Raw genomic sequence first — 19,730 nt, 5'->3', positions numbered from 1 at the left:
CATGGGTCTGGCATGGCAACAAGGGCCGCTGGCGAAGGGATCGCTCGGACACTTTTTGACCGAGCAGCCGATGCCGCCGCGGTTGCTGTTCGCCGAGCCGTTGCGTCGCCGAATGCGAGTGCGCTTCGCTGATCGATGGATCGCCGACAGCGAGGATGTGATGCTGTTGCACGAGCCGGGTCGCTACCCGGTCGCCTACTTTCCGCGCGGCGATATCGAAGAGGGAACGCTGCTTGCCGAAGACCGGGTGACGCAGCACCGTGACCTCGGGGCCACCCAGTGGTTCACCGTCAACGCATCAGGACGCGAGACCAACCACAGCGCCTGGGAGCACACCGGGCTGCCGGCCCATGCAGCGGTACTCGAGGGCCGGGTGGCATTTGCCTGGCGTGCCATGGACGGGTTCTACGAAGAAGAGGAGCGGATCGTCGGGCACGCCGCTGACGCCTATCATCGCATCGACATCCGTTCCACGGCGCGGCATCTGGTCGTCCGGGATGGCGACCGAGTGATCGCCGATACCCATCGCCCGCTGGCACTGTATGAGTCCGGCTTTGCGCCCCGATGGTACGTGCCGCGCCAGGATATCGATGAGTCAACCCTCAAACCTATTGATATTGAGACTTTTTGCCCATACAAAGGGATTTGTTCGTACTATGACATCGGCAACCACCGGCGCGCGGCATGGTCTTACGTCGGCGCTTGGACGGAGGTCGCGCGGGTTCGCAATCTGGTGTCCTTCGAGCCGGACAAGGTCGATGTGCACCTCGACGGCAAGCAACTTCAACTCGAACCGGGCCAGACCGTCATTCCACACGGCGTGGATCGCGGGCTCGACACAGAGGAGATCTTGGGAAAGAACCCGGCCGGGAGCGCACCATGAGGATGTCCTTGGAAGTCGTGATCCTGCCCGTCGCGGATCCGGACCGGTCGTTGCGGTTCTACCGTGACCAGGTTGGCTTCAACCTCGAGGTCGATTACGCCCCCACGCCCGAGTTCCGGGTCATCCAGTTGACGCCTGAGGGATCGGGCACCTCAATACAATTCGGCGTGGGGCTGACGGATGCGCCGGTTGGCTCCGTGCGGGGCTTGTATCTTGTCGTCTCCGACATCGAAGCCTGCCGCGCCGAGCTCACTGATCGCGGCGTAACAGTCAGCGAGATACGGCATAAGGACACCGACGGCGGCTGGAGCGGCACCTTTCTCGCGGGTGCCGATCCAGATCGCGGCGACTATGCGAGCTTCGCCGATTTCCGCGATCCTGACGGCAATGCTTGGGTGGTCCAAGAGCGGGACCATCAGCCGGCCTAAAAACGGCTTCGGTGCAATGCGGCAGATCGGAAGGTAACGGTGACGGAACAAGGCACCACTCCCGAGCGGGTGCGCGGGTTCTCCGACGGCGTCTTCGCCGTGCTCATCACGATCTTGGTGTTGGCACTCAGGCCGCCGAGCGCACATGGCTTCGGCGCCCTCCTGCCGCTATGGCCCACCGGACTCAGCTATGTGGTCAGCTACCTGTTCATCGCCATCGTCTGGGTTAACCACCACCACGTGTTGAACTACGCGCAGGTCGCGACACCGCGCTTGGTGTGGTCGAACTTCGCCCACCTGTTTTCGGTATCGCTGATCCCTTTCACCACCGAGTGGATCGCCGACAGCAGGCTGGCCGCGGCACCGGTGTCCTCATACGCCGCGGTCTTCGTCCTGGTCAACATCACCTACCTGGCGCTGTGCTGGGAGGCGGTCGATCGGCCTTTGCACCAGAATGCTTCGGCGCGGATGCGACGCATGCTGCGGATGAGGTCCTTCATCACGCTGGGCGTGTTTGTGACGGCGGCGCTGATCGCCTTGTGGTGGCCGGTGGCCGCGATGTTGCTGATTGTGCTGTGCCTGGTGGGTTACCTACGACCGGATATTCCCCAACGAAAGAATGTCGAGCACTAGCATGACAGCACCGTCCGTCCTCGTCTTCGACGTCAACGAGACACTGCTCGACATCGAGTCCATCGCACCGCTTTTCGGTGAGCTGTTCGGCGATGAGCGCATGTTGCGCGAATGGTTCGCTCAACTCGTCATGTACTCGATGTCGATCACGCTGGCCGGCAACTACGTGACGTTTCCGGTGCTCGCCGAGGGGGTGCTGCGCATGCTGGGCGACATCTACCGGGTGAACGTTTCCGAAAGCGACGCGCAGCGGCTGAAGGCCGGGCTGCTCACGATGCCGGCGCACCCCGATGCCGCCGAGGGGCTGGCTGCGCTGCGTGACAACGGCTTTCGGCTGGTGACTTTGAGCAACTCCCCGCCCAATCCGGATGGCCCGACCGCACTGCAGAATTCCGGGCTGGCTAGCTATTTCGAACATCAACTGAGCGTCGATGCCCGCAGCGTCTTCAAGCCTTCGCCCGCCGTGTATCGGTACGCATGCGAGACGATCGGGGTGGCTCCGCCCGATTGCATGATGGTGGCCGCGCACGTGTGGGACACCATCGGTGCGCAGCATGTCGGATTCGGCGGGGCCCTCATTACCCGGCGCGGCAACGCACCGCTGCCGATCGACGGCCTGCCGCAGCCGAACATCGTCGCCAGTGATGTGCGTCAGCTCGCCGAGCAACTGACCAATCTCCGATGAATACCCGGAGCGGGGCCTCGGCGCCGCGGCCACCACGCGAGAGGATCGTCGACCATGGCAGCAGCTGAGGCAGAAGAGTTCGACGTCGTGGTGCTCGGCGCCGGCCCGGTCGGCCAAAACGCCGCCGAACGGGCCCGAGCCGCAGGACTGCGCGTTGCTCTGATTGAGCGCGAACTCGTTGGCGGCGAGTGCTCGTATTGGGCGTGTGTGCCCAGTAAAGCACTGCTGCGCCCCGTGATTGCGCTTTCCGACACCCGCAGGATCGACGGCGCGCGGGAGGCGGTCACAGGCTCGCTGAGCACCGACGGCGTATTCGGCCGCCGCAACCGCTACGTCACCGACTGGGACGACAGCAGCCAGGCCCACTGGGTGAGCGGGACCGGCGCGACCCTGATACGCGGGCACGGGCGATTAGACGGGCCGCGCCGCGTCGTCGTCACCGACGCCACCGGCGACCAGTTGGCGGTCGCCGCACGGCACGCGGTGGTCATCTGCACCGGAAGCCGCACCGCGTTGCCCGACCTGCCCGGCCTCGCCGAGGCGAGACCATGGACCAACCGGCGGGCCACCGATAGCAGCGCCGTCCCGGAGCGGCTGGCGGTCGTCGGCGCCGGCGGCGTAGGTGTCGAAATGGCCACGGCGTGGCGGGGATTGGGCTCCGAGGTGACCCTGTTGGTGCGAGGTTCGGGACTGCTGCCCAGGATGGAGCCCTTCGTGGGCGAGCTGATCGGGCGCGGCCTCGCCGAGGCGGGCGTCGACTTGCGCACGGGGATATCGGTCCGCGCGTTGCGCCGCCCGGACGATTCCCATGTCGTCCTCGATTTGGATGACGGCACCGAGTTGCCCGTCAACGAGGTGCTCTTCGCCACCGGCCGCGCCCCGCTGACCGACGACATCGGTTTGGAGACAGTGGGATTGAGGCCGGGCAGCTGGCTCGAGGTGGACGACACCTGTCTGGTGCGCGGCGCCGTCGACGACGGCTGGCTCTACGCGGCTGGCGACGTCAATCGCCGGGCGCTGCTCACCCATCAGGGCAAGTACCAGGGCCGCATTGCCGGTGCGGCCATCGGCGCCCGTGCTGCGGGAAAGCCGTTGGACACCAAACCGTGGGGTGCGCATGCCACGACCGCCGACCATCACGCGGTGCCGCAGGCCTTTTTCACCGACCCCGAAGCGGCTGCCGTGGGACTGACGGCTGAGCAGGCCGGCCAAGCCGGACACCGAATTCGCACAGTCGACATCGAAATCGGCGATGTGGTAACGGGAGCCAAACTTTACGCGGACGGCTACACGGGCCGCGCGCGGATGGTGGTAGATGCGGATCGCGGCCACCTGCTCGGCGTCACCATGGTCGGCCCGGGCGTGACGGAGCTCCTGCACTCGGCCACCATCGCCGTCGCAGGCCAGGTGCCGGTCGACCGGTTGTGGCATGCGGTACCGTGCTTCCCCACCATCAGCGAGCTATGGCTGAGACTGCTCGAGGCGTATCGAGACGCCCCGGACGATAATTGACCCGTGGCCACTTCAGACGGATTCCATCCAGACTTCGACAGCACGGCGACGCCGCCCGCGCGCAACCGGGTGCGTCACGTCAAGGCGTCGGAGATCAGCTCCGACACAGCGCAATCGGAGGGGCTGCGGCACTTCGCCGCCCTGTCGGGCAGCTCGGTCGGCGCGGAGAAGCTCTGGATGGGCGAGACGCACGCGGCGCCGCAATCGGCTTCGGACAACCACCATCACGGCGACTCCGAGACCGCCATCTATGTCCGAAAGGGCAACCCGGGGTTCGTCTTTCATGACGGCACCGGAGAGGTCCGCATCGCCGCCGCTCCCGGCGACTACGTTTTCATCCCGCCGTACCTGCCGCACCGGGAGGAAAACCCCGACCCCAACACCACCGCCGAGGTGGTGATCGCGCGCAGCAGCCAGGAAGCCATCGTGATCAATCTCCCGGCCCTGTATCCGCTGGCCGACCCTCAGTAGACGGCGATCTCGATCAGGTTGCCGTCGGGGTCACGGCAGTAGTGCGAAGTCATCTCGCCCAGCGCCCCCACCTTGGTCACCGGTCCGGAGATCACCTTCACTCCGCACGCGGCCAGGTGGGCGCGCACGTCATCCGGGCCGGAACGGGTGACGAAGCACAGGTCTTCGGAACCGGCGGCCTCAACGGACCCGGTGAACCAGTCGGGATCGTCGGCCAATGCGCCGACTTGCCGCAGATTGATCTTCTGATCCCCAAAACACAGCGCCGTCCGACGCGAGGGCCCGAACGTCTCGCGCCGCATCCCGAGCACGCGCTCGTACCATGCGGCGGTGGCCTCAACGTCGCGGCAATTCAGGACAATGTGGTCGAACCGTTCCACCGCGATCGCCACCCTTGACCCTCCTGACCCGCGCAAACCCGTCCATCGGCTGCTCACGCGCGAAAACCGTTCGCTACCAGAGTAATCCGTCCAACGCGTGTCGCCCGCGCCTGGGAGCGCCGCTTTACGCCCAGTGGATAGGACGTTTTAATACATCTCATGGGCCCCGACCAGCTGGACCTCGACGTTGCCGACCTCCGGATCTCCCGCGGCAGCGTGCCGGCCAGCACCCAACTCGCCGAAGCCCTCAAGGCGGCCATCGTCAAACAGCGCCTGCCGCGCGGAGCGCGATTGCCGACCGAGCGAGAACTCATCGATCGCACCCGCGTGAGCCGGGTCACCGTGCGCGCGGCTGTCGGACTTCTCGAACGACAGGGATGGCTGGTGCGCAAGCAGGGCCTGGGCACGTTCGTGGCCAACCCGGTGAAGCAAGAACTCGGGCCCGGCGTGCGCACCATCACCGAGGTGCTGGCCGACTCCGGGATCACGCCGAACGTCGACGTCCTGTCGCATCGCGTCGAAGACGCGCCACAACGCATCGCCGAAACATTGGGGCTATCCAAAGTTTTGTGCGTGCACAGGCGTTTTCGTGACGGGGACCAACCCCTGGCCCTGATGATCGCCTACCTGCCAACGGATTTAGGCAAAGCCACGGAACCACTGCTGAAGAGCGCGATCGACGAGCAGACCGCGCTTGCGATGGAAAGCACCTACACCATGTGGGAGCGGCGACTGGACGTTCCCATCTCCCGCGCCAACTATGAGATTCATGCGGCCGGTGCCTCCCTGGAAGTGGCCGGCGCGCTGAATCTGCCGCTGGGCTCTCCGGTGCTGGTGCTCGAACGCACCAGCTACGACCAAGACGGAAAGCCGATCGAGGTCGTGGAATTCCACTATCGCCCCGAGCGGTACAGGTTTTCGGTCACGCTGCCGCGCACCGTGCCCAGCCCCGGCGCCGGCATCGTGGAACGGCGCGAGCCGACCTGAGCGCGGGACCAAATCCGGGGTCGACTCAGCGAATTCTCAACCGATTCTTCGGCGCCGCTTGGCTTGCCTCCAAGCATTCCCAAAGTCACAGGCCGCACCATCGAACGCATGACGAACGAGCAGCTGTGCGCGGACCGGGTCGAACGTTACCTACGCACCCGCGGGCGGCGATACTTTCGCGGCCACCACGACGGCGAATACTTCTTCGTCAGCAACGCCCCGCGGCGGTTGCATGTTCACTTCGAGATCTCTCCCGCGCACGACGACGTGCTGATCATCCGCGTCAATCCCGGATGCTATTTCCCGGCAGCCGACCGCCCCTGGGTGACGTACTTCTGCGACCGGTGGAACCGTCTCGACCGCCAGGTCACCGCGGTCGTGCACGGTTCGTCGGATCCGCAGCGCATCGGTGTGATGGCCCGAAAGTCGCAATGGATCCGAAACGACCTCTGCTTCAACGAGTTCGCCGCCTTCCTCGACAACACCATCGCGGACGCCACCGAGTTGTTCGAGGAATTGAACCCGCCGGTCGAATTGCCGCCCACCGAACGGCCGTTGCTGCGCGACGCCGGCTGAACTACGGGCGGGCTACCCGCCGGCCGGAGCATCCGGGCGCGGATCACCCAGCCTGGCCCGGATCGCGCCCCACGGGTCGGCGTAGCGTCCAGGGGTATCCCGGTAGGCCGCACGGCTTTTGAGGAACCGTCGCGCCACTGGCGAGATCAGCCGCATCGGGTACCGCCGCCACCCGGCCGCGGCCCGCATCTCGGTGAGCATGTCCGGCCACGAGTGGCGCTGGAATCGCAGAACCTGCTGGGAACGAACCGTATCCATCCAGTCCGTGACAAACCAGTCGTCATCGCTGTCCGGATCGCCCGGCCGGCCGACGGGCAACACATCGACCAGGCCGCGGGCGGCGGCCAGTGCCTTGCCGACGTCGCCCTGCCGCAGCAGGTGCGATTCGTCGCCGGCGATCAGCAGCGTCTCACCGGCGACGTCGGCGGTGACCGCTGCGGCGAATGCCCGCGCGACGTCGCGGACGTCGACGGTGTGGATGCGGCCGTCGGCCGGCAGGGCGCTTTCGAAGAACAACGCATCGACGCTGAACGGCATGGCGTCCGGTTCGACGCTGATCACTCCGGCCAGGCGCAGGATGACCCATTCGAGATTCGACGCGCGGAGGTGCTGTTCCGCTTCGGCCTTGTGAGCGCCGTAGAGGTCGGCCGGGTTCGTCGGGGAGTCCGGGCGCAGCAGCTCGCGAGAGCGGTGCGGGTTGCGCGCGCCGTACACGGCGTTGCTCGAGGCCAGGATGAAGCGCACCGGCTGATGCATTGATTGGGCCGCCCGCAGCAAGGTGACGGTCGCGTCGACGTTGACGCGGCGCCCCAGCGCGGGCTGACGATAGATCATCGGTGGGATCACCGCGGCCAGGTGCACGATGGCGGTGGGCGACGTGTCGGCGAGTAGCCGGTCGACCTGACCCGGGTCGGTCAGGTCCGCCCAGCGCGGCTCGGCGCCGGCCGGCAGCGCTCCCGCGGCTTTGCGCTGGGCGGCGGTGCCCAGGTCGGTCGCGACCACGCGGTGGCCGTCGGCCACCAGCCGGCGCACCGTTTGCGAGCCGACCAGCCCGAAACCTCCGGTTACCAGGACCTTCTCGGACATGCCTCCCCCATCGGCCGTTCGCTTTCCAGCAAACGGATATGACATTCTCCTAAACGGAGAGTAGCATATGCCGATCGGCGGCTCAGGTTTGAGACTGGCGTCACACCGGCAACAAGTAGCGAAGAGCAGAAACAGACAGCGGGGAGCCATGACGGGCGACGGTGTTGACGCGGCGGACAACCACGAAACCGCCAAGTGGGATCCGGCTTTCACCGAACAGGTGGCAAAGGTACTGGGACCGGTGATCAAGCGGTACTACCGGGCCGAGGTGCGAAACATCGACAACGTCCCATCCTCGGGCGGGGCTCTGGTGGTCTCCAACCACTCGGGCGGCATGCTGACCCCGGACGTGCTGATCTTCTCCCCGGCCTTCTACGACAGGTTCGGCTACGACCGCCCCGTCTACACGCTGGGCCATTACGGGCTGTTCATGGGACCGTTGGACGGCTGGTTGCGCCGCCTCGGGGTGATCGAGGCCAGCCGCGAAAACGCCGCCACCGCCCTGCATTCCGGTGCGGTGGTGCTGGTGTTCCCCGGCGGCGACTACGACTCCTACCGGCCGACTTTCACTGCGAACACCATCGACTTCAATGGACGCACCGGGTACGTGCGGACCGCTATCGAAGCCGGGGTGCCGATTGTGCCGGCCGTATCCATCGGCGCCCAGGAGACACAGCTGTTTTTGACCCGGGGCAACTGGCTGGCCCGCAAGCTGGGGCTGACCAAGGCGCGAATGGACATTCTGCCCATCAGCGTCGGATTCCCCTTCGGTTTGAGCGTCATCTTCCCGCCCAACGTGCCCCTGCCGGCAAAGATCGTCACCGAGGTTCTCGAACCGATCGACATCACCGCCCAGTTCGGCAGCGACCCCGACGTCGACGAGGTCGACGCCCACGTACGCGCCGTCATGGAAGATGCGCTCAAGCGGCTCGCCGGCGAGCGCCGGTTCCCGATCCTGGGCTGACGGTGTCCGGGGCCGCTGGAGGTGGCGTGGTGAAGAGACTCAACGGCATGGACGCGATGCTGCTCTACAGCGAGACGCCCAACCTACACACGCACACGCTCAAGGTGGCCGTGATCGACCCGGCCGACTGCGACGGAGAATTCGGTTTCGAGGTCTTCCGCCGGCACGTGCGTCGTCGGCTTCATCTGCTAGAACCGTTGCGCTACAAGCTCGTTGACATTCCCTGGCATTTGCATCACCCCATGTGGCTGGAGAACTGCGACGTCGACCTCGACTATCACCTGCGGCAAGTGCGGGTGCCCGCGCCCGGCGGTCGGCGCGAGCTCGATCGGGTGATCGGCGAGGTGGCGTCCACTCCTCTGGACCGCAGTCGTCCGCTGTGGGAGTTTCATTTCGCCGAAGGGCTGGCCGGTGGCCGATTCGCCATGATCGGCAAGGTGCACCATGCGCTCGCCGACGGGGTCGCGTCGGTCAACCTGCTGGCGCGCGCGATGGATCTGCGCGACGGGCTCACCGACGAGCGCGACAACGACGAAGCAGGCGTCACCACCTCCAACGCAGACCTGCTGCGCGCGGCGGCCCGCGACCACGTCCGGCAGATCGGCGCCCTGCCCGGGCTGCTCAAGGACGCGGCCGTCGGAATGACGCGGGTGCGGCGCCGGTCCCGGGAGCGCGGGGGCCACCCCGACCTGGCCGACGCGTTCGACGCACCGCCGACGTTCCTCAACCATGTCGTGTCGCCGCGGCGCTGGTTCGCCAGCACGTCGCTGTCGCTGCCGGAGGTGAAGGCGACGGCAAAGGCATTGGGAATCACGGTGAACGACGTGGTGCTGGCCATGGCGACCGGCGGATTGCGAACGCTGTTGCTGGCTTACGACGGTGCGGCCGACCGCCCGATCATCGCCTCGGTGCCGACGGCCACCGACAAGTCGGACCGCATCACCGGCAATGAGATCAGCGGGCTGATGGTCTCGCTCCCGGTCCACGTCGGCGACCCCGTGGAGCGGGCCCGGCTGGTCGCCCTGGCCACCAAGATCGCCAAGGAAGACCACGAAGTCCTCGGCCCGGAGCTCTACGGGAAGATGATGGCCTACCTTCCGACCGCATTCGCCCCTGCCGCATTCCGGTGGCTGGGTCGGCGCGACGCGCCGAACAAGCTGATGAACGTAGCGGTGTCCAGCGTGGTGGGGCCGCGCGAGCGGGGCCACTTCGGCGGTGCAGCCGTCAGCGAGATCTATTCCACCGGCGTGCTGTCGCCCGGCGCCCCAGTCAACATCACCGTGTGGAGTTACGTGGACCGGCTCGGCGTCGCAGTGCTCACCGACGACCAAACCTTCAACGACCCGCACGAGGCGACGGACGCCATCGGCGCGTCCTTCGCCGAATTACGGGATGCCGCAGGCGTTTCCGCTCAGCCGGCGAGCACGCCGTCCAGCACCGAGTAGAACAGGCCGAGGCCGTCATCGGACGGCCCGGTCAGCGCCTCGATGGCGTGCTCGGGGTGGGGCATCAGACCCACCACGCGGCCGTCGGCGGAACTCACCCCGGCGATGTCGTGCAGCGACCCGTTGGCGTTCTCGTGGTAGCGGAACACCACCCGCCCCTCGCCCTCGAGCTCCTCGATCACCTCGGCCGGCGCCACGTAGCGTCCCTCTCCCGATTTCAGCGGGACCAGCAGGTCGGCGCCGAGCTCGAAGCGCGACGTCCAGGCGGTCGACGTCGAGGCCACCCGCAGCCACACGTCGCGGCAGATGAAGTGCAGGCCCACGTTGCGGGTCAGCGCCCCGGGCAACAGGCCGGCCTCGCAGAGCACCTGAAAACCGTTGCAAATGCCCAACACTGGCATGCCGCGCCGTGCGGCCTCCACCACCTCGGTCATCACCGGGGCGAACCGGGCGATCGCACCGGCCCGCAGGTAATCGCCGTACGAGAACCCGCCGGGCACCACCACGGCGTCCACGCTTTTCAGATCGGCGTCGGCATGCCACAGGTTGACCGCCTCGGCACCGACCCGCCGCGCCGCGCGCGCGGCGTCCACGTCGTCGAGCGTGCCGGGAAACGTGATGATCCCGATGCGTGCCGTCACTGGTTGTCCCGGCTGATCGTCCAGTCTTCGATCACGGTGTTCGCCAACAGCGATTCCGCGATCTCGGCGAGCGCGGAATCGTCGACGCTGTCATCCACCTCTAGCTCAAACCGCTTGCCTTGCCGCACTTCTGAGATTCCCGGATGTCCGAGGCGACCCAGGGCACCCACAATCGCCTGACCCTGCGGGTCGAGAATCTCCGCTTTGGGCATCACGCTTACGATCACCCGGGCCACCGGCGGTCCTCCTGAGAAGTTGGCGTTTCGGGCGCCACTCTACCGGCGAAAGCGCAGCTCGGCGTCACGGGCACGAGGCAATGTAGGCCTCGCAGAGGGGCGCGTTCATGGCATTGAGCACCGGATCGTCCGCCATCGCCGGCCACGCCGTCTGCGGCGGTGCCGTCGACCACAGCGTGACCTCGCTGATCGTGCTGCTGGCCGGGTGGGCGAACAGATAGGTGTGCATCACCACCGGGCCGCTGATCACGGCGGCCATCCGATTGGCTTCGTCGGTGGTCAGCGACGGTGACTCCTGCGGTGCGCGCTGCTGGCAGGCCCGCAGGGCGGCGACGGCAGCGCTGAAGGCCGCGGCCGCGCTGGCCCCACCGCGAGCGGTGTCACCCCGCCAGTGCAGGACCTGGGCCTGCAGCTGCCACTGTCCGTCGGGATGCTGAACCGTCGAGCGCGCCGCGACGGCCGAGTCGCGGGGATCCTGGGTTACCGGCGGCGCGGCGCACAACTCCTCGAATCGGAACCGGGGACCGGGCGCCGAACCGGTCGTCTGCACGGCCTGACCGGCGAGCGCGGGCCAGTGGTACACGCCGTCCAGCGGCAGGGCATGCTGATCGATCCACGCGGTGTTCGGGATCCGGTCGCACACGGCCGGGCACGTCTCCGGCTCTGCGTACGCAGGGATGACGACGATCAAAGCGAAGGCGAAACTGCCGGCGACCAGCATCATGGCCAAAATCACGCGCGTCGGCAGCTTGTCCATCAAGGCACAATCGTAGATATGCAACTGACGCATTTCGGCCATTCGTGCCTACTTGCCGAGTTTGACCACACCCGCGTGCTCTTTGACCCCGGAACTTTCGCGCACGGCTTCGAGGGAATCACCGGCTTGACCGCCATCTTGATCACCCATCAGCACCCCGACCATGTCGACGTCAAACGGCTGCCCGCCTTGCTCGAGGGTAACCCGGAGGCGGCGCTGTACGCGGACCCGCAAACCACCGCGCAGCTGGGTGCCCCCTGCCGCGAGGTCCATGTCGGTGACGAGTTGCCCATCGGCGAACTGACCGTTCGCGCCGTCGGCGGAAAACACGCGGTCATTCACCCGGAAATCCCTGTGATAGAAAACATTTCGTTCCTAGTCGGCGACGCCGACCACCGGGCCCGGTTGATGCATCCCGGTGACGCGCTCTTCGTGCCCGACGAGCCGGTCGACGTCTTGGCCACGCCGGCGGCCGCGCCCTGGATGAAGGTGTCCGAGGCGGTCGACTACCTGCGTGCGGTGGCCCCGCAGCGCGCCGTTCCCATTCACCAGGGGATCATCGCGCCGGATGCGCGGGGGATCTACTACGGACGGCTGACCGAGATGACCAGCACCGACTTCCAGGTGCTGCCCGAGGAGGACGCCGTCACGTTCTAGCTGCGGTCACGCTGGCGTGACACACGCGTCCGGCGGTCACGCTGGCGTGACGCACGCGTCCTGCGGTCACGCTGGCGTGACACACGCGTCCTGCGGTCACGCTGGCGTGACGCACGAACGCAAGCGGGGCTGTCTGCCCTGCGGCTACGTGAGGTCGTCGGCGGCGCCGCGGCCGGCGGCGCGGCCGGAGAAGATGCAGCCGCCCAAGAACGTGCCTTCCAGGGCGCGGTAGCCGTGCACGCCGCCGCCACCGAACCCGGCCACCTCACCCGCGGCGTACAGACCGGTCAGCGGAGTGCCGTCGGCCTTCAACACCCGTGAGGCGAGATCGGTTTCGATGCCGCCCAACGTTTTTCTGGTCAGGATGTGCAGCTTGATTGCAATCATCGGCCCCGCCTTCGGGTCGGTCAGCCGGTGCGGCGCCACCACCCGGCCCAGCCGATCGCCCAGATAATTGCGGGCGGCATGGATCGCCGTGATCTGCCCGTCCTTGCTGAACTTGTTGGCCACCTCGCGATCCCGGGCCGTGACCTCGGCCTCCACGGTTGCGTAGTCCAGCGGCTGCACATCGGGCAGCTTGTTCATCGCGGTCACCAAGTCGCGCAACGAGTTCGCGCTGACGAAGTCCACACCCCGGTCGACGAACGCCTGCACCGGGCCCGGCGGCCCGGAACGTGCCCGATTTCGCAGCAGCTCGCGGATACTTTGCCCGGTGAGGTCCGGATTCTGCTCCTGGCCAGAAAGCGCGAACTCCTTCTCAATGATTTTGGCGTTCAACACAAACCAGGTGTAGTCGAACCCTGACTTGGTGATGTATTCCAGCGTGCCCAGCGTGTCGAAGCCGGGGTAGAGCGGGACCGGCAACCGCCTGCCACTGGCATCCAGCCACAGCGACGACGGGCCGGGAATGATCCGGATCCCATGCAACGGCCAGATCGGGTCGTAGTTGGTGATGCCCTCGGTGTAGTGCCACATCCGGTCGGGGTTGATCACGCGCGCGCCGGCCTGCTGCGTGATGGCGATCATCCGGCCGTCGACATGAGCCGGAACGCCGCTCAAAAGTTGCTCGGGGACGCGGCCCATGCGCTTGGGCCAGTTCTTCCGCACCAGTTCGTGATTGGCGCCGATGCCGCCGCTCGTCACAATCACCGCGTCGGCACGAAATTCGAACTGCCCTATCGACTTCCGTGATGAAGCGACCCCCCTCGGCGTGGCCGTGGGCTCGAGCACCGTGCCGCGGACACCCGTCACCGCCTCACCCTCGACGATCAACTCGTCGACCTGGTGGCGGTGCGCGAAGCGCACCGCTGACCGGTCGCGCAGTTGCCGGGCGAAGATCTCGACCAGCGCGGGCCCGGTACCCCAGGTGATGTGGAAGCGGGGAACCGAATTGCCGTGCCCCTGAGCGTCATACCCGCCGCGCTCGGCCCAGCCCACCAACGGGAAAAGCTTGAGCCCGCGCGACCGCAACCAACTGCGCTTCTCCCCGGCGGCGAAATCGACATAGGCGTGTGCCCATTGGCGTGGCCAGTAGTCCTCGGGGCGATCGAAGGCCGCCGTGCCGAGCCAGTCCTGCAACGCAAGTTCATGGCTGTCACGGATGCCCAGCCGGCGCTGCTCGGGGCTGTCGACGAAGAACAGGCCGCCGAAGGACCAGAACGCCTGCCCGCCCAGGTTGGCGCTGTTCTCCTGGTCGACGATGAGCACCCGCAAGCCGCGATCCACCAGTTCGCAGGCGGCGACCAGACCGGCCAGGCCCGCCCCGACGACGATGGCATCAGCGCCGAACCCCGCAACCGAAGAATCGCTCATGTCGGACCAGGGTAGTGCCCCGACGAGCAGGTCAGGCAGTCGCTGCGTCAGGCGGCGTCGAGCACGGCCTTGGCCTGCTGCCAGCGGTACACGGTGGGCGTGCAGCCGTGCATCAACGCCAGGTCGACGGCGTCCACCATGGCCTGCAGCGGCCCGGGTTTGCGCAGGTGGCGGGCCGCGACCGCTACCCGCACGACGCCCCCGCGCCGGGCGATCCGCTCGGCGGACAGCACCACCATCCGGCACCACCACGGCTCGGTGAGGAAGCCCTCGCCGATGCCGAGCACCCGCGCGCGAACGGTGGTGTGACGAACCAGGTCGGTGATCCCGTGCAGATCCGCCAGCAACCGGAACCCGTTGTCCGGCAACGCTTTGACGACACCCGGCGACACCACCCAGCCGGGCGCCGCGAACAGTCGGGTACGCAACCCGAGGTGCTCGAGCACCCGGTCGGCGGCCATCAATCGCAGGTTGGCCTCATGCGCCCGCAGGATCGCGAATTCGCCGCGACGCTTCTTGGTGGCCGGGTCGTCATAGCCGTGCAGCACGATGGCGTCACCGCCGGCGCGACGGTTGCTCAGCCACCCGACGGTTTGCGGGTCGCGGTCGAGCCGGTAGTCACCGGACAGGCGGGGAGCCACGAGTAACGACACCGGTACGTTGCGGGCATCCATTTGCGCGCAGAACGCCTCGACGTCGGGCAGGGTGCGTTCCCCGATCCCCGAGACCGAGACGATCAATTTTCCAGACACACCAGCAGTTTGCCGATCCCAAGTGTCGGAACGGTGAAGGACACGCAGACAGCAGGCGTATACGCACCCGCCTGAGCACAAAGATTTCGGCGGCGGCCGGACCTGCCCAGCCCACCACCGCCGCGAGCGTCAACCGACGAGATCAGTTCGATATGCTAAGCAACGCCATGGACGAGGCCTCGTACGCAGCGGCCAAAACGCCGCTGCCGCACGCCCCCACCGGACAGCCGGGCGTCGAGGAACGGGAATATCCCGACAAGCTCGATGCCCCGCTGTTGCGGATCTCCGGTGTGTGCATCTTGGCCACCGTGATGGCGATCTTGGACGTCACCGTCGTCAGCGTCGCGCAGCGCACCTTCATCGACCTATTCTCGTCTTCGCAGGCCGTCGTCGCCTGGACGATGACCGGCTACACGCTCGCGTTGGCGACCGTGATCCCGATAACCGGTTGGGCGGCCGACCGGTTCGGCACCAAACGGCTCTTCATGGGTTCCGTGGTGGCCTTCATGCTGGGTTCGCTGCTGTGTGCGATCGCCGCAAACATCTTGCAGCTCATCGTCTTTCGCGTGGTGCAGGGAATCGGCGGCGGCATGCTGCTGCCATTGGGCTTCATGATCATGACTCGCGAGGCGGGTCCGCGGCGGCTCGGACGCCTGATGTCGATATTGAGCATCCCGATGCTGCTCGCCCCGATCGGCGGGCCGATCCTGGGCGGCTGGCTGATCGACACCTCGAGTTGGCGGTGGATCTTTCTGATCAACGTGCCGATCGGCTTTCTCACCATCGCGCTGGCCGCCGTCGTCTTCCCGCGGGATCACCCGGCGCGGGCGGAGACCTTCGACGTCGTCGGCGTGCTGCTGCTCTCGCCGGGCCTGGCGACGTTTTTGTTCGCGGTGTCCTCCATCCCGGGCCGCGGCACGGTGGCCGACCGCCACGTGGTGATACCGGCGATGATTGGACTGGCGTTGATCGCGGGGTTCGTCGTGCACGCGTGGCATCACGCCGACCATCCCCTGATCGATCTGCGGCTATTCCGCAATCCGGTGCTCACCCACGCCAACGTGACGATGCTGGTCTTCGCCGGCGCATTCTTCGGCGCCGGCCTGCTGCTGCCGAGCTATTTTCAGCAGGTGGTGCACCAAACGCCGATGCAGGCGGGCGTGCACATGATCCCTCAGGGGCTGGGCGCCATGCTGACCATGCGCCTGACCGGACCGCTGGTGGACAGGCAGGGGCCGGGCAAGATCGTGTTGGTCGGGATCGCGCTGATCACCGCCGGCCTGAGCGCCTTCGCCGTGGGGGCCGCGACCCAGGCCCACTATCTGCCCACGCTGCTGGTGGGGCTGGCGATCATGGGCCTGGGCATGGGCTGCACGATGATGCCGCTCTCGGTGGCCTCGGTGCAGGCGCTGGCGCCCCATCAGATCGCCCGGGGAACGACGCTGATGAGCGTCAGTCACCAGGTGGGCGGCTCGATCGGGACCGCGCTGATGTCGATGATCCTGACGAACCAGTTCAATCGAAGCCCCGACATCGTCGCGGCGAACAAGCTGGCCGCCCTGCATCAGCGGGCTGCGGTCGACGGGGTGCCGGTCGATCGATCCGCGATACCGCCGCGGTCGCTCGACCCCGGATTTTCGACCAACGTGGTGCACGATCTTTCCCACGCGTATACCGCGGTGTTCGTGATTGCCGTTGCGCTGGTGGTGTGCACCCTCATTCCGGCGTGGTTCTTGCCTAAGAAGCCGGCGAGCGAAACCGTCGGCGCCTAGCGCAACCGCCCGGCCTGGTTGGGTGCATTACGACGACACGGCCTCGGCGGCGGCCAATAGCCACGCGTACTGGAAGGCGGTTTCCTCCCAGCCCTTGTAGCGGCCGCTGACGCCACCGTGCCCGGCGTTCATCTGAGTCTTCAACAGGACCGGATTACCGTCACCGTTGGCGTGGCGCAGCGCCGCAACCCACTTGGCCGGCTCCACGTAGTAGACCCTCGTATCGTTCAGCGACGTCATCGCAAGAATCGCCGGATACCGTTTGGCCTCGACATTCTCATACGGCGAATAGGACTTCATGTAGGCGTAGACGTCCTTGTCCGCCAAGGGGTTTCCCCATTCGTCCCATTCGGTGACGGTCAGCGGCAACGAAGGATCCAGGATGGTGGTCAGCGGGTCGACGAACGGGACCTGCGCGAGAATGCCCGCGAAAAGCTCCGGGGCCAGATTGGCCACCGCCCCCATCAACAAACCGCCGGCGCTGCCCCCCAGCGCCACCAGCTGACGCGCCCGGGTGACGCCGCCCTGCACCAAATGCTCTGCGACCGCAACGAAGTCGGTGAAAGTGTTCTTCTTCTCCAAAAGCTTGCCGTGCTCGTACCACAGCCGGCCCATCTCACCGCCGCCACGCACGTGGGCGATGGCGAACACCATGCCGCGGTCCAGCAGCGACAGCCGGGCGATGGAAAAGCTGGGGTCGGTGCACAGCTCATAAGCGCCGTAGCCGTAAAGCAAAGCCGGTGCCGGGAACTCGACGTCCGCGCGGTGCACGATGGATACCGGGATGCGGGTGCCGTCATCGGCGACCGCCCAGTCACGCCGTTCCACATAGTCGCCGGTTCGGTAGTCGCCGAGCACGGGCTGCTCGCGCAGCAAGGTGCGTTCACCGGTCGCGAGGTCGATGTCATAGACCCGAGCCGGAACCACCAGCGAACCCGCCCTGATCCGCAGCTTGGGCGCCGCCCAATTGGGATTGCCGGCCGGACCTGCCGTCATCAGCTCGGAATCGAACGAAATCTCCTCGGGCTGTGCGTATGTGCCGTCGGCATTGATGGGCCACAGCTGCATCCGGGGCAGTGCCTCGCGCCGATAGCTGACGACCAGGAGGCCGGCGAAAGCGTCGACCCCGTCGAGCCGGACGTCGTCGCGGTGCGGGATCAGGGTGCGCTGCCGTGCCGGATCGCTGACCGGCGCCTCGGTGAGGGTGAAGTTGACCGCGCCGTCGTTGTGCAGGATCAAGAACCGGTCCTGTCCGCCGACGACCGCGTGCTCGACCGAGTACTCGACGCCTTCGCGACGCGGTAGCACGACGGTGAACTGGCCGTGCGGATCGGCGGCGTCGGCGTAGCGATACTCCGAGGTGATCGAGGATCCCGAGGCGATGAAGACGTAGGCCTCGCTGCGGGTGAGCCCCACGCCAAGCCAATACTTTTCGTCCGCTTCGTGATACACCAGCTCCGGTTCGGCACCGTCGCCCACCCGATACCGCCACACCTTGTCGGGGCGATGGGCGTCGTCGAGGGTCAGGAAATACACGGTGTGGTTGTCGGCGGCCCACGTCGCACCGGCCCCGATGTCGGCGATCTCGTCGGAAAACAGTTCTCCGGTTCGTAAGTCTTTGAACCGCAACGTGTATCGCTCATCACCGAGAGTATCGACCGAGTACGCCAGCAGGTTCCCATCCAAGCTCACCGTTGCGGCGCCCAGGGAGAAGAACTCGTGACCCTCGGCTTCGGCATTGGAATCGAGCAGGATCTGCTCGCCCGGGATCTCGGTGTTCTCGTCCAGGGTCGGCGGATCCCAATCGTCGGATCCCCTGATCGGACAACGGCATTGGACGCGGTATTGCTTTCCCTCATAGGTGCGCGCGTAGTACCACCACTCGCCCTTGCGGGTCGGCACCGACAGATCCGTCTCCTTGGTGCGCGCCTTGATCTCGTCGAAAATCTGCTGCCGCAGCGGCCCCAGGTGCTCGGTCATCCGATCGACGTAGGCGTTCTCCGCCTCGAGGTGGGCGATGACTTCGGGGTCGGTTTTTTCGCGCAGCCACTCATACGGGTCGATGAAGACGTCGCCGTGATGTTCGCGCCGGCTCTCCACTCGCTTGGCGACAGGGGGCAACGACCCGTCCAGCTGCACGTCGGTCATGCGGTGGGACCGATCCAGTCGTCGAAGCTCAGGCCGGAAATGCGTTCGTAGGCTTCGATGTACCGATCCCGGGTGGCATCGATGATGTGCTCGGGCAGCGGTGGCGGCGGTTGTGAGCCGTGGCGGTCCCAGCCCGACTCGGGGCCGGTCAGCCAGTTGCGGACGAACTGTTTGTCGAAGCTGTTCTGGACGACACCCTCCTGGTACTCGTCGGCCGGCCAGTAGCGGGACGAATCCGGGGTGAAGATTTCATCGGCCAGCAGCAGGTTGCCGTCTCGGTCGGCGCCGAACTCGAACTTGGTGTCGGCGATGATGATTCCCTTCCTCAGCGCGTGATCGGCGGCCTGAACATAGATTTGCAGTGTGCGGTCGCGGAGTTGATTGGCGGGCACGGGACCGACCATCTCGATCACCCGTGCGAACGGAATGTTCTCGTCGTGGTCGCCCAGTGCGGCTTTCGTCGCGGGGGTGAACAGGGGTTGGGCGAATCTGCTGGCTTCAACCAGTCCCGGCGGCAGGGGGATGCCGCAGACCTTTCCGGTCGCCTGGTAGTCCAGCAATCCGGAGCCGGTCAGGTAGCCGCGCGCCACGCATTCGACCGGAAGCATTTCCAGCTGGCGCACCACCAGCGCGCGGCCCAGGACCTCGTCGGGAATGCGTGGATCATCCGGCGGCCCGGCCAAGTGGTTGGGGGCTTGGGCAAGCTCCGAGACGAGTCCGAAGAAGAAGACGCTCATCGCGGTGAGGATGCGGCCCTTGTCCGGAATGGTGCTGTCCAGGACGAAGTCGTACGCAGAGATCCGGTCGGTGGCGACGAGCAGCAGGTGCTCGTCGTCGACGCGATACAGCTCGCGGACCTTGCCGCTGGCCAGATGCTGGTAGTCGGACAGTGCAGGCATCCGGTC

Annotated in this window: 21 protein-coding genes; 12 read left to right on the top strand and 9 right to left on the bottom strand. The window is 66.5% G+C overall.

The annotated features are described in order from the left end of the window. Position 1 precedes the first annotated feature (1 nt). From AC5Y4T_RS22900 to AC5Y4T_RS22875, 6 genes are read left to right on the top strand one after another with little or no spacing between them, the layout of a single operon-like run. Complete coding sequence (locus tag AC5Y4T_RS22900) at positions 2-883, top strand: DUF427 domain-containing protein (protein ID WP_499955571.1); 882 nt, start codon at positions 2-4, stop codon at positions 881-883. Positions 884-885: 2 nt separating this feature from the next. Next, the gene (locus tag AC5Y4T_RS22895; protein WP_499955569.1) at positions 886-1,311 is read left to right on the top strand and encodes a VOC family protein; all 426 of its coding nucleotides are present in this window, start codon (positions 886-888) and stop codon (positions 1,309-1,311) included. A gap of 39 nt (positions 1,312-1,350) precedes the next feature. After that, positions 1,351-1,944 (top strand): TMEM175 family protein, encoded by a 594-nt coding sequence (locus AC5Y4T_RS22890; RefSeq protein WP_499955567.1) that lies wholly within the window; start codon positions 1,351-1,353, stop codon positions 1,942-1,944. A 1-nt stretch (position 1,945) separates the two neighbouring features. After that, positions 1,946-2,629 (top strand): haloacid dehalogenase type II, encoded by a 684-nt coding sequence (locus tag AC5Y4T_RS22885; protein ID WP_499955565.1) that lies wholly within the window; start codon positions 1,946-1,948, stop codon positions 2,627-2,629. A gap of 54 nt (positions 2,630-2,683) precedes the next feature. Next, a complete protein-coding gene (locus AC5Y4T_RS22880; protein ID WP_499955563.1) occupies positions 2,684-4,141 on the top strand; it encodes a dihydrolipoyl dehydrogenase family protein in 1,458 nt (485 codons plus the stop codon). 3 nt (positions 4,142-4,144) lie between these two features. After that, positions 4,145-4,612, top strand: a complete 468-nt coding sequence (locus AC5Y4T_RS22875) for a cupin domain-containing protein (protein ID WP_499955561.1) — start codon at positions 4,145-4,147, stop codon at positions 4,610-4,612. Here the strand turns inward: AC5Y4T_RS22875 and AC5Y4T_RS22870 are convergent. Continuing rightward, on the bottom strand, positions 4,606-5,004 hold the full coding sequence (locus tag AC5Y4T_RS22870) for a VOC family protein (RefSeq protein WP_499918909.1): 399 nt from the start codon (positions 5,002-5,004) through the stop codon (positions 4,606-4,608). The two genes, AC5Y4T_RS22875 and AC5Y4T_RS22870, sit on opposite strands and share 7 nt — an antisense overlap. Before the next feature lie 147 nt (positions 5,005-5,151). Between AC5Y4T_RS22870 and AC5Y4T_RS22865 the strand changes: the two genes are divergently transcribed. Both AC5Y4T_RS22865 and AC5Y4T_RS22860 read left to right on the top strand, forming a co-directional pair. Further along, positions 5,152-5,979, top strand: a complete 828-nt coding sequence (locus AC5Y4T_RS22865) for an Rv0792c family HTH-type transcriptional regulator (protein ID WP_499955559.1) — start codon at positions 5,152-5,154, stop codon at positions 5,977-5,979. 108 nt (positions 5,980-6,087) lie between these two features. Continuing rightward, a complete protein-coding gene (locus AC5Y4T_RS22860) occupies positions 6,088-6,555 on the top strand; it encodes a hypothetical protein (protein ID WP_499955557.1) in 468 nt (155 codons plus the stop codon). A gap of 12 nt (positions 6,556-6,567) precedes the next feature. Here the strand turns inward: AC5Y4T_RS22860 and AC5Y4T_RS22855 are convergent, their stop codons facing one another. Next, positions 6,568-7,641 (bottom strand): NAD-dependent epimerase/dehydratase family protein, encoded by a 1,074-nt coding sequence (locus tag AC5Y4T_RS22855; RefSeq protein WP_499955555.1) that lies wholly within the window; start codon positions 7,639-7,641, stop codon positions 6,568-6,570. A 148-nt stretch (positions 7,642-7,789) separates the two neighbouring features. Between AC5Y4T_RS22855 and AC5Y4T_RS22850 the strand changes: the two genes are divergently transcribed. Both AC5Y4T_RS22850 and AC5Y4T_RS22845 read left to right on the top strand, forming a co-directional pair. Beyond that, positions 7,790-8,605, top strand: coding sequence for a lysophospholipid acyltransferase family protein (locus tag AC5Y4T_RS22850; protein ID WP_499949715.1), 816 nt, complete (start codon positions 7,790-7,792; stop codon positions 8,603-8,605). 29 nt (positions 8,606-8,634) lie between these two features. Further along, entirely contained in the window at positions 8,635-10,050 is a 1,416-nt protein-coding gene (locus AC5Y4T_RS22845) for a WS/DGAT/MGAT family O-acyltransferase (RefSeq protein ID WP_499918921.1), read from the top strand. Here the strand turns inward: AC5Y4T_RS22845 and purQ are convergent. The 3 genes from purQ to AC5Y4T_RS22830 all read right to left on the bottom strand — a co-directional run bounded on the left by purQ (position 10,017) and on the right by AC5Y4T_RS22830 (position 11,726). Continuing rightward, positions 10,017-10,691 carry a phosphoribosylformylglycinamidine synthase subunit PurQ gene (gene purQ, locus AC5Y4T_RS22840; RefSeq protein WP_499949718.1) on the bottom strand — a complete coding sequence of 225 codons (675 nt, stop codon included), beginning with the start codon at positions 10,689-10,691 and terminating at the stop codon, positions 10,017-10,019. The genes AC5Y4T_RS22845 and purQ overlap by 34 nt on opposite strands. Continuing rightward, positions 10,688-10,927: a phosphoribosylformylglycinamidine synthase subunit PurS gene (gene purS, locus AC5Y4T_RS22835; RefSeq protein ID WP_499949719.1), complete on the bottom strand. Its 240-nt coding sequence runs from the start codon at positions 10,925-10,927 to the stop codon at positions 10,688-10,690. Before purS ends, purQ begins: the two co-directional genes overlap by 4 nt. A 64-nt stretch (positions 10,928-10,991) precedes the next feature. Further along, a complete protein-coding gene (locus AC5Y4T_RS22830) occupies positions 10,992-11,726 on the bottom strand; it encodes an ATPase (RefSeq protein ID WP_499918927.1) in 735 nt (244 codons plus the stop codon). Between AC5Y4T_RS22830 and AC5Y4T_RS22825 the strand changes: the two genes are divergently transcribed. After that, on the top strand, positions 11,703-12,341 hold the full coding sequence (locus tag AC5Y4T_RS22825) for an MBL fold metallo-hydrolase (RefSeq protein WP_499918928.1): 639 nt from the start codon (positions 11,703-11,705) through the stop codon (positions 12,339-12,341). The two genes, AC5Y4T_RS22830 and AC5Y4T_RS22825, sit on opposite strands and share 24 nt — an antisense overlap. A 144-nt stretch (positions 12,342-12,485) precedes the next feature. Here the strand turns inward: AC5Y4T_RS22825 and AC5Y4T_RS22820 are convergent, their stop codons facing one another. Together AC5Y4T_RS22820 and AC5Y4T_RS22815 are read right to left on the bottom strand one after the other, a co-directional pair. Then, positions 12,486-14,153: an FAD-binding dehydrogenase gene (locus AC5Y4T_RS22820; RefSeq protein WP_499955553.1), complete on the bottom strand. Its 1,668-nt coding sequence runs from the start codon at positions 14,151-14,153 to the stop codon at positions 12,486-12,488. A 47-nt stretch (positions 14,154-14,200) separates the two neighbouring features. After that, positions 14,201-14,905 carry a DUF2334 domain-containing protein gene (locus AC5Y4T_RS22815; protein WP_499918931.1) on the bottom strand — a complete coding sequence of 235 codons (705 nt, stop codon included), beginning with the start codon at positions 14,903-14,905 and terminating at the stop codon, positions 14,201-14,203. A 152-nt stretch (positions 14,906-15,057) separates the two neighbouring features. On the opposite strand from AC5Y4T_RS22815, the gene AC5Y4T_RS22810 reads away from it, so the two are divergent. Continuing rightward, on the top strand, positions 15,058-16,677 hold the full coding sequence (locus AC5Y4T_RS22810; protein WP_499918933.1) for a DHA2 family efflux MFS transporter permease subunit: 1,620 nt from the start codon (positions 15,058-15,060) through the stop codon (positions 16,675-16,677). Positions 16,678-16,704: 27 nt separating this feature from the next. On the opposite strand, the gene AC5Y4T_RS22805 is transcribed toward AC5Y4T_RS22810, so the two are convergent. After that, entirely contained in the window at positions 16,705-18,825 is a 2,121-nt protein-coding gene (locus tag AC5Y4T_RS22805) for a S9 family peptidase (protein WP_499918935.1), read from the bottom strand. Beyond that, positions 18,822-19,724 (bottom strand): phosphoribosylaminoimidazolesuccinocarboxamide synthase, encoded by a 903-nt coding sequence (locus AC5Y4T_RS22800; RefSeq protein WP_499918936.1) that lies wholly within the window; start codon positions 19,722-19,724, stop codon positions 18,822-18,824. The genes AC5Y4T_RS22805 and AC5Y4T_RS22800 overlap by 4 nt, the downstream gene beginning before the upstream one ends. Positions 19,725-19,730: the final 6 nt, after the last annotated feature.

The sequence above is a fragment of the Mycobacterium sp. NGS11 genome, assembly GCF_059813315.1.
The sequence above is the reverse complement of the archived record's forward strand: the minus strand, read 5'-3'. Positions and strand labels throughout refer to the sequence as shown.